We start from the raw sequence: 14,410 nt of genomic DNA, 5'->3' as shown, positions 1-14,410 counted from the left end.
TGCCTGGGCCTCTCTCTGGTGGGGTCGCCAGAAAGAACGGTGTGACTGCAGGTCTGCAAGTCAGCTGATACGTACTATTGCGTCGGCCCGGTACAAATAAAAGGAGCAGATACGGCTCATTTCGCCATAGCAGATGACCGCAGCAACCCGCGCCAGACCGGATTTGCGCATTGACAGCCCTGCCGCTGCAGCGTTCAATCCCATACCATTTGTTGCAGGTCCCAGGGAAGGAATGTTGCCGATGAAGCGCTACGAAGTACTCGCCAAGGAAATCGAGGGCTCCATCCTTGCCGGCGTTTTGCGCAACGGTGACAGGCTACCCTCGGTACGCAGTACCAGCACCAGCCGTGGCCTGAGCGCTTCCACCGTGTTCCAGGCCTACTACCTGCTGGAAGCGCGCGGCATCATCCGCGCCCGGCAACGTTCGGGTTACTTCGTCAACTGGAGCTCGCGCAAGGCGCCACCCACGGTGGATGCCCCCTCGCAACCCGCCAATACGCCCATCTCCGTCGATGTGTGCGCCCGGGTATTCGCCATTCTGGAGTCCACCCGATCGCGCAACGTGGTGCCCTTTGGTTCTGCCTTTCCCAGCCCGCTGCTCTTTCCACTGGCGCGACTAGGCCGCTCCATGGCTCAAAGTGCCAAGAACTTTGAACCCTGGGATACGGTGGACTATCTGACACCGGGAAGCCCCGATCTGCGGCGCCAGATCGCGCTGCGTTATCTGGCCGACGGCATGCAGGTGCACATGGATGAGATCGTCATCACCAACGGAGCGCTGGAGGCACTCAACCTGTGCCTGCAAGCGGTCGCACGCCCGGGTGATGCTGTCATTGTGGAATGCCCGACCTTCTACGGCGCGCTGCAGGCGCTGGAAAACCATGGGCTGCGTGCCATCCAGGTACCCACCTGCCCCAAAGGCGGAATCGACCTGCCCAGCCTGGAGAAAACCATACAGCTGCACCAACCGGCTGCTTGCTGGCTGATGCCCAATTTCCAGAATCCGCTGGGCACGCTGATGGCCGAGGACAAGAAGAAGGCGCTGGTCGAGTTGCTGACACGGCATGATGTTCCCCTGATCGAGGACGACGTGTACGCCGAGCTGTACTTCGGCGACAAGCGGCCGCTACCGGCAAAGGCCTATGACACGACGGGCATCGTGATGCATTGCTCCTCGTTTTCCAAGTGCCTGGCGCCGGGCTACCGCATCGGCTGGTCCGCACCTGGCCGCTATGCGCGGCGAGTGGCGCAGAAGAAATTGATCACCACGCTGACCACTTCAGCACCGGCGCAAGGAGGTCTTGCCAACTATCTGGAACAGGGCGGCTACGACAAGCATTTGCGCAAACTGCGTCAGACCCTGGCCGAGCAGCAACGCATTTTTTCGCAGGCGGTAGGTCACTACTTTCCCGCCGGCACACGCGCCACCCGACCGGAAGGCGGCTATTTCCTGTGGGTCGAACTGCCCGAAGGGGTGGACGCCATGCATGTGCACGAGCGTGCACTTGCGATGGATATCAGCGTGGCACCGGGCCCGATTTTTTCGGCGTCACATGCCTTCAAGAACTGCATCCGCCTGAATTTTGGTCACGCCTGGAACGACGCCAGCGAACGGGCCATGGCGGCGCTGGGCAAGATTGTTGCCAGCAGCGCACCCATCACCGTAGGAGCTGTTGCGCGTTAGGCGCGCTTGGCCTCTGGCGCGTGGGCCTTCTGCAGCAGCGTGTCCCATTGCAGGCGTGCCGCCTGCAGATGCCGCTCCTTCACATGGCCAAAGCCGCGTATCTGCTCGGGCACACGGGCAAAGGCGGCAGCAGCGTCGCGGTTGCCCAGGGTGAGCGTGGGCAGCAAGCCTTCCATGGCGCTGCGGTACTCGGCAATGAGTGCACGCTCGGTGCGGCGCTCTTCGCTGCGCCCGAAGACATCCAGCGCCGTACCGCGCAGGAACTTCATGCCCGCCAGCAGCTTCATGGCCGTTCCCATCCAGGCGCCAAAGCGCATCTTCTGCAGTTCACCCTTGTCGTTCCTGCGCGCAAACAGGGGCGGAGCGAGGTGGTAGTTGAGCTGGTAGTCGCCTTCAAACTGGGCCTGGACCTTGGCCGCAAACGCCGCCTCGCTGTGCAGGCGTGCCACTTCGTACTCGTCCTTGTAGGCCATGAGCTTGAACAGGTAGCGCGCCACTGCCTCGGTCAAGGGCATGGCGTCTGACGTGCCAAGCGCCGACTCGGCTGCGCGCACCCGCTCCACAAAGGCGCGGTACTGCTCGGCATAGGCAGCATTCTGGTAGCCGGTGAGATATTCCACACGGAACTGGATGGCCGCATCCAGGCCGTCTTTGCCGGTCTTGCGGCGCGGCGTGAAGGCGATGACCTGTGCGGGCTGCAGCATGCGCTGCACCGCAGCCGGGTCCACCGCCGCGCGGCGGCCCCACTCGAAGGCGGTACGGTTGTTTTCCACCGCTACAGCATTGAGTTCAATGGCGCGCATCAGGGACTCCAGGCGCAGCGGGATCCAGCCCTTTTGCCAAGCGTAGCCCAGCATCATGGGGTTGGTGTAGATGCTGTCACCCAGCACCTGCACCGCCAGCGCGTCAGCGTCGAACGTAGACAGGCGCTCGCCCACGATGCGACCGATATCGGCAATGCACTGCTCGCCCGGATTGATCCAGTTGGCATTGGTCACAAACCCTGCGGTGGGCGTGCTGTTGCTGTTGAGGGCCACATGGGTGCGGCCCGGTCGCATGCGCACCAGCGTCTCCTTGCCGGCCACCACAATGGGGTCGCAACCGATGATGAGGTCGGCCGAGGCCGTGCCCACGCGGGTGGTTCGGATGTCATCCTGCGTGGCGCCAATGAGCACATGGCTCCAGGTCGCGCCGCCCTTTTGCGCCAGGCCACCGGCGTCCTGGGTGACGATGCCTTTGCCCTCCAGGTGTGCGGCCATGCCCAGCAACTGGCCTATGGTGATCACGCCGGTGCCGCCCACGCCCGCCACCACGATGCCCCAGACCGCGCCGGGCGTGCCTTGCAGATCGGGGACGTTCGGCAACGGCAGCGCGGGCAGTGCCTGGGCCTTGTCCACCGCGGGCTTGGGTTTCTTGAGCTTGCCGCCTTCGATGGTGACGAAACTGGGGCAGAAGCCCTTGAGGCAGGACATGTCCTTGTTGCAGGTGCTCTGGTTGATCTGGCGTTTGCGGCCCAGCTCGGTTTCCAGCGGCTCCACGCTGATGCAGTTGCTCTGCACGCTGCAGTCGCCGCAGCCCTCGCACACGGCTTCGTTGATGACCACGCGGCGGGCCGGGTCCACCAGCGTGCCGCGCTTGCGGCGGCGGCGCTTTTCGGTAGCGCAGGTCTGGTCGTAGATGATGACGGTGGTGCCTTTGATTTCACGGAACTCGCGCTGCACCGCATCCAGCGTATCGCGGTGCTGGATGGCAATGCCCGCGGGCAGGCCCTGCACGCTGTCGTATTTTTCAGGCTCGTCGGTGACGATAGTGATCTTCACCGCGCCTTCTGCGCGCATGCTCTGCGCGATCTGCACCACGCTGTGCCCCTCGGGGCGCTCACCCACCTGCTGGCCGCCGGTCATGGCTACGGCGTCGTTGTACAGAATCTTGTAAGTGATGTTCACACCCGCCGCGATGCTCTGGCGCACCGCCAACAGGCCGCTATGGAAGTACGTGCCATCGCCCAGGTTGGCAAACATGTGCTGGTCTTTGCTGAAGGGCTGCTGGCCAACCCAGGGCACGCCCTCACCGCCCATCTGGGTGAAGCCCACGGTGTCGCGGTCCATCCAGATGGTCATGAAGTGGCAGCCAATACCGGCCATGGCGCGTGAACCCTCGGGCACGCGCGTGGAGGTGTTGTGCGGACAACCCGAGCAGAACCAGGGCTGGCGTTGCGGGCCCTGGCCGCTGGAGAGCTCGATGGCATGCATGGCTTGCTCCTTGGCCTGCAGGATGGCGAGCTGCGCGTCGATGCGCGCGGCGGTGTCTGCATCCAGCCCCAGTTTCTTGATGCGCTGGGCAATGGCACGGGCGATCAGTGCGGGATTGAGATCGGCATTGGCCCGCAGCAAGGTGTTGGCCGTGGGATTGGGCATGGACCATTCGCCGCCTGCGCCATAGTGGTCCGGCGTTTCCACTTCATTGAACTTGCCCAGCACCGTGGGGCGCACGTCGGCACGCCAGTTGTACAGCTCTTCCTTGAGCTGGTATTCGATGACCTGGCGCTTCTCTTCCACCACCAGGATCTCCTGCAGGCCGGTGGCGAATTCACGCGTGAGCTGGGCTTCCAGCGGCCACACCACGCCCACCTTGTGCAGGCGTATGCCCAGACGCTGGCAGGTGGCGTTGTCCAGCCCCAAGTCCAGCAGCGCCTGGCGCGTGTCGTTGAAAGCCTTGCCGCTGGCGATGATGCCGAAGCGGTCATTCGGCCCCTCAATCACGTTGTAGTTGAGCCGGTTGGCGCGGATGTAGGCCAAGGCCGCGTACCACTTGTAGTCAAACAGACGCGCCTCCTGCTCCAGCGCGTGGTCGGGCCAGCGGATGTGCAGGCCGCCTGGGGGCAGTACGAAGTCGGTGGGTGTCTGGATCTGCACCCGGTTGGGGTCCACCATCACGGTGGCGCTGGACTCGACGATTTCCTGAATGGTTTTCAGACCCGCCCACACGCCGGAGAAGCGGCTCATGGCAAAGGCATGCAGCCCCAAGTCCAGGATCTCCTGCACATTGGCCGGGAAGAACACCGGAAAACCGCAGGCCTTGAAGATGTGGTCGCTCTGGTGGGCGGCGGTGCTGCTCTTGGAAATGTGGTCGTCACCGGCCACTGCGATCACACCGCCCCAGGGGGTGGTACCAGCCATATTGGCGTGCTTGAACACATCGGAGCAGCGGTCTACGCCGGGGCCCTTGCCGTACCAGATGCCGAACACGCCGTCGAACTTGTTGGTGCCGGGCGGTGCAAAGCCCAGTTGCTGCGTTCCCCATAGTGCGGTGGCGGCCAGTTCCTCGTTCACGCCGGGCTGGAACACGATGTGGTTCGCCGCCAGATGCTTTTGCGCCTTGACCAGCGCCTGGTCATAACCGCCCAGCGGCGAGCCGCGGTAACCGCTGATGAAACCCGCGGTGTTCTTGCCCAGCTGTGCATCGCGCACACGCTGCAACATGGGCAGGCGAACCAAGGCCTGCACGCCGCTCATGAAGGCCGGGCCATGGTCAATAGCGTATTTGTCGTCCAGGGTGACCGTTTCCAGTGCCTTGCGGATGTGCTCTGGCAGGTCGCGATTGAGGGGTGCGTTCATGGCTTTGTCTCCGGCGTTTTGTGCGGAAAGTGTATGCCTGCAAGCCAGATAAGTGTTTGCTTTGTTTGCTTGAATTTAGAATAATGTGGCAATAGTCTTTCTTATATTGGCATATTTTGGAAACACTTGATCAGTTCGACGTAGCCATCCTGAATGAGCTGCAAAACGATGGCCGCCTGACCAATGCCGAACTGGCCCAGCGCGTCGGCCTGAGCGCGGCGCCGTGCTGGCGGCGCGTGAAGGCGCTGGAGGAAAGCGGCTACATCAGCGGTTACCGCGCCGAGATCAATCGTCACAAGATCGGGCTGGGTGTGTTGGCCTTTGTGCGGCTGGATGCGGACCGCAACAGCGGGGATGTGCTGCAGGCGCTGGAGGAAGGCATACGCTCCATTCCCGAGATCATCAGCTGCCACTACATCAGCGGCACCGGCACCTTCGAGCTGCAGGTAGTGAGTCGCGACCTGGAGAGTTTCAGCCAGTTTGCCCGCAATGTGCTGATCAATCTGCCCAACGTCAAGGACGTGCACACCAGCTTTTCCCTGGGCGAGATCAAGGCCAGCAGCGCCTTGCCGCTCAGCCACCTGCGACGCAATCAGAAGCAGGTGTGAATGGCGCCGCAAACGCGGTAGTCGTCTTCCACCACCGCCATCCAGCGCCACTTGTCAAAGGTGGTGCAGGGATGCGAAATGCCCAGCACCACGCGGTCACCCACGGCGGGTGCATTGCCAGCCGGATCAAACTGCAAATAGGCGTGCTGGTCGTTGAGTGCGGTAATGCGCCAGTCGGGCGGCGTGGGCTGCATGCCATCCACCGAACGCACACCGGCACGGGCCACACGCTGCGGCATGGGCAGCTCAATGTCATGGGAAATATCGCGCCGCCCACAGCTCAGAAAGGCCTGGCCGGGCTCGGGCACCGATTGCACCAGCGCCCACACTTCCAGCGCCGGTTGCAGGGATTCCTGCAAGCCTTCGCGTTGCTCCATCAGGTGCAGGTAGCGGGTGTAATGTCCGTGGTCGTGGGTGATGTAGCAGCCTGAGCGCAGCACGCCGTCCACGGGCCGTGACAAGTCGCCGGTGGTGAGCAGCGGCAGCACCAGGTCGAACACCGCCGAGCCGCCGGCGCTGAGCAGGATGCGTTCATCGGCGAAAAGCCCTTGTGCATCACAGGCCCGCACCACCTGCACCACGCGGCGCACCAGGTCCGAGACGGCGCGCACATCGTGATCGTTGTCGCATTGTGCGGCGATGCCTTCGTAGCACTCCACGCCGCACAGGCGCACTGCGGGCGAGGAAGCGAGTGCCTGCGCCAGCTCCCATGCTTCCTCCTGCGTGCGGCAACCGGTGCGCTTGCCCGCAACGCCCATTTCCAGCAGCACGTCAAAGGGCTGGTAGACGGCTTGCGCGACCGCCCATTGCTCGATCAGCCGCAGTTGCGCCAGCGAGTCCACCAAAAACCAGACCCGCAGATCGGCATGCGTCTGCAGCAGGCTGCGCAATCCCGCCAGGTCAGCTGCGGCCAACACCTGGTTGGCAATGATGGCGCGGCGCACGCCAGCATGTACCCCCACAGCCAGCTGAAACACGGTGGCAAAGGTCAGGCCCCAGGCGCCAGCATCCAGCTGCATGCGAAACAGCTCGGGCGACATGGTGGTCTTGCCGTGCGGCGCCAGATGCACGCCCTTGCGCGCGGCATAGGCCTGCATCCAGGCCAGGTTGTGGTTCAGCGCGGAGCGCTTGAGCACGGCCAGCGGATAAGCCAAGTCATCGGCCAGCAGATTCCACTGAAGTGCGGCAAGTTCCTCTGACTCCAGACTTCCAGCAGCCAGAGGGAAACTCTTGCAGGCCGCGTCCAGCAACAAATCAGCGCTCCAGCACCTTGCGGATGGTTGCACCCAGTTCTTCGGCCACAAACTTGGCCACATAGGCGTCTGCGCCCACGCTCTTGACGTGGCTCTCGTTGGTGGTCCCTGTGAGAGAAGAGTGGATGACCACCGGGATGCCGGAAAAACGCGAATCCTGCTTGATGTTGCGGGTGAGCGTGAAGCCATCCATCTCCGGCATTTCCAGGTCGGTCAGCACCAGCGCGACCAGGTCCTTGATGGACTTGCCCTGTCGAGCGGCGTCGGCCTGCATGGAGCCCAGCTTTTCCCAGGCTTCCTTGCCGGTCTTGGTCATGATGTAGGGGATGTTCATGGCCTTGAGGCCCTGCTCGATCATCATGCGGGCCACAGCGGAATCGTCCGCCGCCAGCACCACGGAACCGGGTGGAATAGCAGCAGTCGCCAGCTTGTCACCGTCCAGCACGCCCTTGTGCTGTTCGGGGAATACATCGCGCAGGATCTGCTCCACATCCAGCACCTGGGCCAGGCGGGTGTTTTCCGAATTGCCGTCCAGCCGCGCGATGCTGGTCACCAGTCCGCCACCCGTGCCTTCGGCGGACAGCACCTGCTTCCATTCCAGACGTACGATTTCGTTGACCTCTTCCACGGCAAAAGCCTGGGTGGTACGGGCAAATTCAGTCACCAGCAAAATGCCCAGCCCCTTGGTCGGGTTGCAACCGGCAATCAGGGGAAGGTTGATCACGGGAATCATCTGCCCGCGGATGTTGGCCACACCCATCACCGTATCCGGCGCATTCACCATGGCGGTGATTTCGGGCATGACCATGATCTCGCGCACCTTGAACACGTTGATGCCGAACAGCTCGCGCTTTTGCGTGTTCTTGGCCTCACCCAATCGGAACAGCAGCAGCTCGAACATGCTGTTTCCGGTGAGGTTGGTGCGCTCATCAATGTCGCGCATGGCCGAATTGCTGCTCATGGTGTTCTCCAATATGAATATGAGGATTTGTAGTTAAAAGCCCCTGCAAGGGGCATGGTAACTGCAACTGGGCTACTTCGGCCAAATAACCCACATCTGCAACGGCTGGCGCAATCGCCCGGCCAGTTCCATGGCATCAGGCCCCCAGCCGGCGAAGTAATCGGCTCGCACCGCACCGGTGATGGCGCTACCGGTGTCCTGTGCCAGCACCATGCGCTGCAGCCGCGTCTGTGCGCCGCTGGAGACCAGCCACACCGGGGTACCGTAGGGGATGCTCTCGGGGTCCACTGCAATCGAGCGCCCGGGTGTCAGTGCCACGCCTTGCGCGCCTTTGGGGCCAAACACGGCGTCCAGCTCGGACAGGGGCTCTTCCTTGAAGAACACCACGCGCGGGTTACTCCAGAGCGCTTCCTGCTGGCGCTGCGGATTCTGTGCCAGCCAGGCCTTGATGCCCGGCCAGGAAGCGTCCTTGATCAGTCCCTGGTCCAGCAGCCAGCGGCCCACGCTGCGATAGGGCTGGTCGTTGGTTCCGGCATAGGCCACCCGAATCAGCTTGCTGCTGCCGTCCGGCTGGGCAATGCGCAGGCGCCCCGAGCCCTGGATCTGCAGCACCAGTGCATCCACCGGATCGGCCACATAGGCTATGACGCGATCACGTAACGCGGCCTGGGCTTCGGGCAGGGTGTCGATGTCGTGGCGGTTGTACCAGGGCTTGCGCTGATTGAGGTTGCGCGGCGGCTGGTACACCGGAATGCTGAAGGCCGCCGTCTGCACACGACTGGCGTCCAACTGCGGTTCAAAGTAGCCCGTCAACAGCCCGTTGGGATCTCCCTGCGCACTTTCCACACGCTGGGGTTGGAAGTGCTGGCGCATCCAGTCGCGCTGCATTTCCGGTGTCGCAATGCTCAGGCGCCGCACATCGGCGCAGTAGCTGGCAAAGGCCGCGCCCGGGCGCTCGCAGCTCTTGATCCAGGCATTCCAGGCTTCAAACAGGTTGTCTTCCTCAAAGCCCGGCAGATCCGACCACGCCACGGTGGTCCAGCGGTTCTTGGCGCGTTGCGTGCTGGTGCCAGAGATGACCGCCCCGGGCGCAGGTGCGCGTGCCGGAGTGGCCGAGACTGGCGCAGTGGCCACAGGACTCATCGGGGCACTGCCACAGGCGGCCAGCATTCCTACAATCAGGGCCACACACCACCAAGCCAAAGCCATCTTCATGACACTGCTGTTACTGGAAGCCCTGGGGGCCGGACTACTATTCATCGGAATCATCTGGTGGACCATGTTTTCGGGCCGCCCGGATGGCGACCCGCCTTCTTCGACGGAGCAGGACAAGGACAAGCCCGCGTCATAGTATGCGGTGCTGCAGCGAGGGCAACTGGCTGCGCCACTGCTGCATCGCCTGCGCGTCCAGCTCAGCAATCACTACGCCCGGATCCTGAGCCTGCTGGGCCAGCACATGGCCCCAGGGGTCAATCAGAATGGACTGTCCCCAGGTCTGTCGGCCATTGGGGTGTGTGCCGCCCTGAGCCGCCGCCGCCACAAAGGCCAGGTTTTCAATGGCGCGGGCGCGCAACAGCACTTCCCAATGCGCCTTGCCGGTGGTGTGGGTAAAAGCCGCGGGTACCAGCAACAGGTCCACCCCTTCGGTCGCATAGCTCCTATAGAGCTCGGAAAAGCGCAGGTCGTAGCACACGCTCATGCCGATCTGCCAGGTGTGGCCGTCCCTGGAAGGCAGGGCAAAACGCACTGGCGTGTTGCCACGGTCCAGCACCCGCGATTCGTCGTATTGCTCGCGGCCATTGTCAAAGCGAAACAGGTGGATCTTGTCGTAGCGCGCCACACACATCCCCTGCGGATTGAACACCAGCGAGCTGTTGAACACCTTGTCCGGCGCCGAAGCGCTCAGTGGCAGCGTCCCCGCCACGATCCACAGGCCCAGTGTGCGCGCAGTTTCCGAAAGAAAGTCCTGGATGGGGCCCTTGCCAAAGGCCTCCTGGATTGCCAGCTTGTCGGCATCGCGTTGGCCGATCAGGCAGAAATACTCCGGCAGCACCGCCAGTTCGGCTCCTCGCTGTGCGGCCTGCTCCAGCAGGGTTCGAGCCTGATTCAGGTTTTCCTGCACGACGCCGGTGGAGATCATCTGAATGGCTGCGACTTTCATGGTGGGGTTCCTCTCTAGGGGTGCCTATTTTGCGGGTGTCGACGTAGAAGACGGGTTTGAGGGGGTTTCCAGTTTGTGCTCCAGCTTGGTCACACGGGGGTCCACCCAGGTGCCGTCGATCATGAACTCCTGCGTATTGGCTTCGATCAACGGGCGGCGCAGAATCACATTGGCCAGGAAGGTGGTGAGCCCCACCACCGGATTGATGGCCGAGTACAGCAAGGAGGCACTGCCCAGGTTGATTTCAGGAATCACCAGCACCTTGAGCATCTGGGTTTCCTTGGCAATATCGGCCTGGCCTTCCATCATCACGGCCGCGTTCACACCTTTCATCTGCAGGTTGCTGGTGTGCGCAATGCCCTGCTCGATGGTGACATCACCGCGCACGAAGTCGAAGGCGAATCCGTCGCTGAACACGTCGCGGAAGTCCAGCGTCAGCCGCCGTGGCAGCGACTGCAGACTGAGCACCCCCAGCAGCTTGGCAATGCCGGGCTCGGCCTTGAGGAACTGGCCAGACTCCATGTTCATGTTGAAGCCGCCAGCCATGCTGGGGTAGTCCGGCGAAAACGGCGAACCCAGCCAGGACACCTGGCCCTCCACCTTGCCACGTCCCTTCGCAATCACGCCCGGCATGCCCATGCGCTTGAGCAGGTCGCCGGAATCGACCACATCCAGCTTGAAGTTCAACACGGTACGCCTGCGCTCGCGCACGCCGCGCGCTGCAGCGCCAGGTGTTTGTGCGTTCACGTTGACCCAGTTGCCGGAGGCGGTCAGCGTGGCTTCGGGCGTATTGATGTTGAAACGGTTCAGACGCCACTCCCGCGCCGTATCCCGACCGGGAACGCCGCCCAGGTTGATGGCCTGCACGTCCAGCCGCCCCAGCTTCTTGCCGCGCAGCTCGAAGTCATCCACTACGACGTCCAGCGCCGGAATGCTGGCGGGCTGCTGGTCCAGAATGTTCTCTACATCCTGTGCCACCGTCTGACCTATGACCAGGCGTGACAGGCGTGCGTACACCCGGCCCGCAGCGGCACTGGTGCTCTGGCGGTATTCCACGTAGCCATTGAGTTCGGACGCATCCACATTGCCGCGCCAGACCAGCCCGTCGCGCGCACCGCCCACCAGGATCTGGTTGAACTTGCGCCCGTCGGCCAGCAGCTCCTTGGCACGCAATGCGACCGTGGTAGGCAGGTAGCTGCTGTCATTGCCGCTGAGCGGCGTGCCGGTTCCTGCAACGCCCATCAGGCGCGACACCACCGCGGACCAGGCGTCCACGTCAATGCGGTTGAGGTTGAGGTTGGCCGCAACGCCTTCGCTGGGCATGGGCGCGGACTCCTCCGCGGTCAGTCCCACCCCGATGGCACCCCGCACCACCCGCGGCTCGGCGCCCGAAATATCGCGCACATAGGTCACATTGGCCAGCTTGCCGACATCCACCTGCCATTGGTCCTGCAGACGGGCACCTGCTTGTTGCGAGGCACGCACGACCGTGCTCTCCAGACGCAGTGGCAACGGTGCTTCGGGCGACTTGCCAAAGGGCTCCGGCAGGTTGATGGCCATGCCGATCAGGCTGCTGGTGACCAGCAGCTCCGGCACCCCGCCGTGCAAGGTCAGATTGGCGCTGTAGGCGGCACTCCCGGTGCTGAACTGCGCCAGCCGGGCCGCCAGTCCCAGCTCGGAAGCCTGGCGCAGACCTTCGGACGTAGCCACCCCCTGAAAACGCAGACTACCCGGCCCATTGCGCGCCGAGGCCGCGCTGCCAAAGACCATGCCCCCTTCCACACGCACGTCACCGCCCAGAATGCGTGCCTGCACGCCACTCAGGGAAAAACCGGTGTCGGTAAAGTTCACCAGCCCCTTGATGCGATTCAGACGCGGCACGCCGGGCACCAGCTGGAAGTCGCTGTTGGCCAAAGCAACACTGCCCTGTGCGGTGGACTTCTCGGCATGGTCCACCGGAATGTTGAGCTTGATCTTGTAGTCGGCAATACCGGTCACCGTGCTGCGCGCCAGGGCATTGCCGATCCAGCCGCCCACCGGCGAGGCATTCACAAACGCCAACGCCTCGGTCAGGGGCCCGCGTGCCTCCGCCGCGACTGCCACCTGGGGCCCGGAATACAGCTTGGAAACCGTCACATCGGTCTTGCTGAACTGCAGGCCGGTACCGGTGGACAGCAGCCCCTTGGCGCCCTTGACCTGCAGCAGGTCATGGTCCAGCACGAACTCACCGGCAACCTGCGTCAGCAAGGGCCAGGCCGGACTGTCCTTGGGCATGACCAGGGGCGGGGCATAGGCATAGCCGACGTTGCGCACATCGGCCGAAATCCGGAACTCACCCTGCTTGGCCGAGTCAAATGGAAATTTGTCCAGATCGCCCTTGAGCTTGAACTTGACGCCGCTGCCCTCGCCCGCCACCAACGCCTGCTCCAGGTACTCGCGTGCCTCTTTGTTCATCACCCGCGGCAGGTAGCGCGGCACGGCAGCCACATTGGCGCGGCTGAGCGTGCCCTGCAGATCCAGCACACCGGGGAAGCGCAGGTCGGGCGCGCCCGCACGCGGCACGGCACCGGTCTGCCACTTGATTTGCGCCTCGCCCTGTGCATCGGTGTTGGCGAAGCGCACCTTGCTGGCGTCCACGCTGATGCGTTGCCCGTCCACCTTCCACTGCACGTCACCGCTGAGGGAATCGAATGGCACCACCGGGTTGTCAAAGATGCCGGGTAACTCCACCGCACCACCTTGCATCTGCAGGCTGGCCTTGCCGCCCCCCTGGTTGATCTCGAAATCCGCGCTGGCCCCGCGCAGGCCGGGGATGCCGTTGTGGCCGGATGGCTGCGCCGCCAAGGTCAGTTGCGAGACGCGGCCGGTCAAAGCGTAGCTGGTGGGGTTGGACGCTTCGCCCTGCCAGTTGAACTGCAGTTTCTCCACCAGGCCCTTGGGGGCCACACGCTGCACCATGGCATGCAATGTGTCATCCAGCGGCAGTCGGCTGGCCACCTCCGCCAGTGCCGCCAGATCCAACCGGTCTGCCACCAACGTGCCATGGGCACCTTGTTTGGGTTTGGGTGCAAATACGCCGAGCTGCAGATTGCCGCCGGGCCAATTCAGTCCGTCGCGGGTATCGAATGTCAGCGCCTGGGCCGACAACTCATAGCCGCCATCGAGCCGACGCGCGCCCAGACGCCCGGAGACGCGCTCCAGATCCAATGCCTCCAGATCGGCGGCCACCTTGACCGTCACCGCCTGCAGTGCCAAATCGGCCGTGGCGCCCTTGGCCTGGGCATGGTCCACATCCACCCAGGCGCGCAGGGAACCGGCCCCACGGCTCAGGTCCACGCCCAGATCACAATAGTTGCGCAACTGCGCCAGATCGACCTGGTCGGCCTGTGCATAGAGCTGCCCGACCCAATTGCGCCAATCCCCGTTGCGGCGCGAAAACAGGGTTTGCTGGAAGATGCCGCGCAAGGACAAACGGGAACCCCACCCCGCAGGCGGGTCGGCATCCACCCGCACCGAGTGGGCCAGATGCTTGTTGCGGATGACCACGTCCACATCATCCAGCTCCAGCGTGGGAAGGCCGCGCAGCTCATCGGTCCAGCGCACCTTGCCATGGCGCACCACCAGTTCCTTTTGGGAAAACACCCAATCACTGGCACTGCTGTCTTGGGTGTGGGTATCGGGCAGGGCAAAGCCGGCAATCCAGAAGCGTCCGTCGGCACTGCGACGCACGGCCAGCTCGGGCGCCTCGATATACAACTGCTCAAAACCCAGGCCAAAGGCCGAGCGGGGCGACAGCGCCGCCAGCACCGAAGGCAGGCGCAGGGACTCGCGACCACCCGCGTCCAGGAAGCGCACGTCGAGCAATTCCACCGATGGAATCAGCCCGTTGGAGCGCGCCACGATGTCACCCACCCGCACGGTAATCCCCATACGCTGACTGGCTTGCTGTTCCAGCCACGGACGGAAATCTCCGATTCGCGGCACAATCAAAAAATGCAAGGCACCCCAAGCCAGGCCCAAGGTAATCCAGGCGACCAGCAAAATCCATAGTGCCCAGTGCGCTGCCGCGGCGGAACCTCTGAGCCACAGTGAGGGAGTTGCGTGCACCTGCGCCATTAGAAAATGA

9 protein-coding genes are annotated in these 14,410 nt (G+C 63.4%); 3 read left to right on the top strand and 6 right to left on the bottom strand.

The annotated features are described in order from the left end of the window. Positions 1-241 precede the first annotated feature (241 nt). Positions 242-1,684, top strand: a complete 1,443-nt coding sequence (locus AAGF34_RS09325) for a PLP-dependent aminotransferase family protein (protein ID WP_342620338.1) — start codon at positions 242-244, stop codon at positions 1,682-1,684. On the opposite strand, the gene AAGF34_RS09320 is transcribed toward AAGF34_RS09325, so the two are convergent. Next, on the bottom strand, positions 1,681-5,301 hold the full coding sequence (locus AAGF34_RS09320; RefSeq protein WP_342620337.1) for an indolepyruvate ferredoxin oxidoreductase family protein: 3,621 nt from the start codon (positions 5,299-5,301) through the stop codon (positions 1,681-1,683). The two genes, AAGF34_RS09325 and AAGF34_RS09320, sit on opposite strands and share 4 nt — an antisense overlap. 116 nt (positions 5,302-5,417) lie before the next feature. On the opposite strand from AAGF34_RS09320, the gene AAGF34_RS09315 reads away from it, so the two are divergent. Beyond that, complete coding sequence (locus AAGF34_RS09315) at positions 5,418-5,909, top strand: Lrp/AsnC family transcriptional regulator (RefSeq protein WP_342620336.1); 492 nt, start codon at positions 5,418-5,420, stop codon at positions 5,907-5,909. Here the strand turns inward: AAGF34_RS09315 and AAGF34_RS09310 are convergent. The 3 genes from AAGF34_RS09310 to AAGF34_RS09300 form a co-directional block, all read right to left on the bottom strand. Then, complete coding sequence (locus AAGF34_RS09310) at positions 5,894-7,162, bottom strand: amino acid deaminase (protein WP_342620335.1); 1,269 nt, start codon at positions 7,160-7,162, stop codon at positions 5,894-5,896. The genes AAGF34_RS09315 and AAGF34_RS09310 overlap by 16 nt on opposite strands. Position 7,163: 1 nt before the next feature. Then, the gene (locus AAGF34_RS09305; RefSeq protein WP_342620334.1) at positions 7,164-8,123 is read right to left on the bottom strand and encodes a chemotaxis protein; all 960 of its coding nucleotides are present in this window, start codon (positions 8,121-8,123) and stop codon (positions 7,164-7,166) included. A gap of 72 nt (positions 8,124-8,195) precedes the next feature. Continuing rightward, positions 8,196-9,392 carry an MltA domain-containing protein gene (locus AAGF34_RS09300; protein ID WP_342620333.1) on the bottom strand — a complete coding sequence of 399 codons (1,197 nt, stop codon included), beginning with the start codon at positions 9,390-9,392 and terminating at the stop codon, positions 8,196-8,198. On the opposite strand from AAGF34_RS09300, the gene AAGF34_RS09295 reads away from it, so the two are divergent. Further along, on the top strand, positions 9,337-9,474 hold the full coding sequence (locus AAGF34_RS09295) for a hypothetical protein (RefSeq protein ID WP_342620332.1): 138 nt from the start codon (positions 9,337-9,339) through the stop codon (positions 9,472-9,474). The two genes, AAGF34_RS09300 and AAGF34_RS09295, sit on opposite strands and share 56 nt — an antisense overlap. On the opposite strand, the gene AAGF34_RS09290 is transcribed toward AAGF34_RS09295, so the two are convergent. Both AAGF34_RS09290 and AAGF34_RS09285 read right to left on the bottom strand, forming a co-directional pair. Continuing rightward, positions 9,469-10,284 carry a carbon-nitrogen hydrolase family protein gene (locus AAGF34_RS09290; RefSeq protein ID WP_342620331.1) on the bottom strand — a complete coding sequence of 272 codons (816 nt, stop codon included), beginning with the start codon at positions 10,282-10,284 and terminating at the stop codon, positions 9,469-9,471. The two genes, AAGF34_RS09295 and AAGF34_RS09290, sit on opposite strands and share 6 nt — an antisense overlap. 24 nt (positions 10,285-10,308) lie before the next feature. Further along, positions 10,309-14,400, bottom strand: a complete 4,092-nt coding sequence (locus tag AAGF34_RS09285; protein ID WP_342620330.1) for a YhdP family protein — start codon at positions 14,398-14,400, stop codon at positions 10,309-10,311. Between the last annotated feature and the right edge of the window lie 10 nt (positions 14,401-14,410).

The organism is Rhodoferax sp. GW822-FHT02A01 (assembly GCF_038784515.1).
GTDB lineage: Bacteria > Pseudomonadota > Gammaproteobacteria > Burkholderiales > Burkholderiaceae_C > Allorhodoferax.
The sequence above is the reverse complement of the archived record's forward strand: the minus strand, read 5'-3'. Positions and strand labels throughout refer to the sequence as shown.

Excerpts from the sequence above, each read along its gene's own strand:
- AAGF34_RS09325 (WP_342620338.1), top strand. The coding sequence starts at position 242 with ATGAAGCGCTACGAAGTACTCGCCAAGGAAATCGAGGGCTCCATCCTT.
- AAGF34_RS09320 (WP_342620337.1), bottom strand. The coding sequence starts at position 5,301 with ATGAACGCACCCCTCAATCGCGACCTGCCAGAGCACATCCGCAAGGCA.
- AAGF34_RS09305 (WP_342620334.1), bottom strand. The coding sequence starts at position 8,123 with ATGAGCAGCAATTCGGCCATGCGCGACATTGATGAGCGCACCAACCTC.
- AAGF34_RS09295 (WP_342620332.1), top strand. The coding sequence starts at position 9,337 with ATGACACTGCTGTTACTGGAAGCCCTGGGGGCCGGACTACTATTCATC.
- AAGF34_RS09300 (WP_342620333.1), bottom strand. The coding sequence starts at position 9,392 with ATGATTCCGATGAATAGTAGTCCGGCCCCCAGGGCTTCCAGTAACAGC.
- AAGF34_RS09290 (WP_342620331.1), bottom strand. The coding sequence starts at position 10,284 with ATGAAAGTCGCAGCCATTCAGATGATCTCCACCGGCGTCGTGCAGGAA.
- AAGF34_RS09285 (WP_342620330.1), bottom strand. The coding sequence starts at position 14,400 with ATGGCGCAGGTGCACGCAACTCCCTCACTGTGGCTCAGAGGTTCCGCC.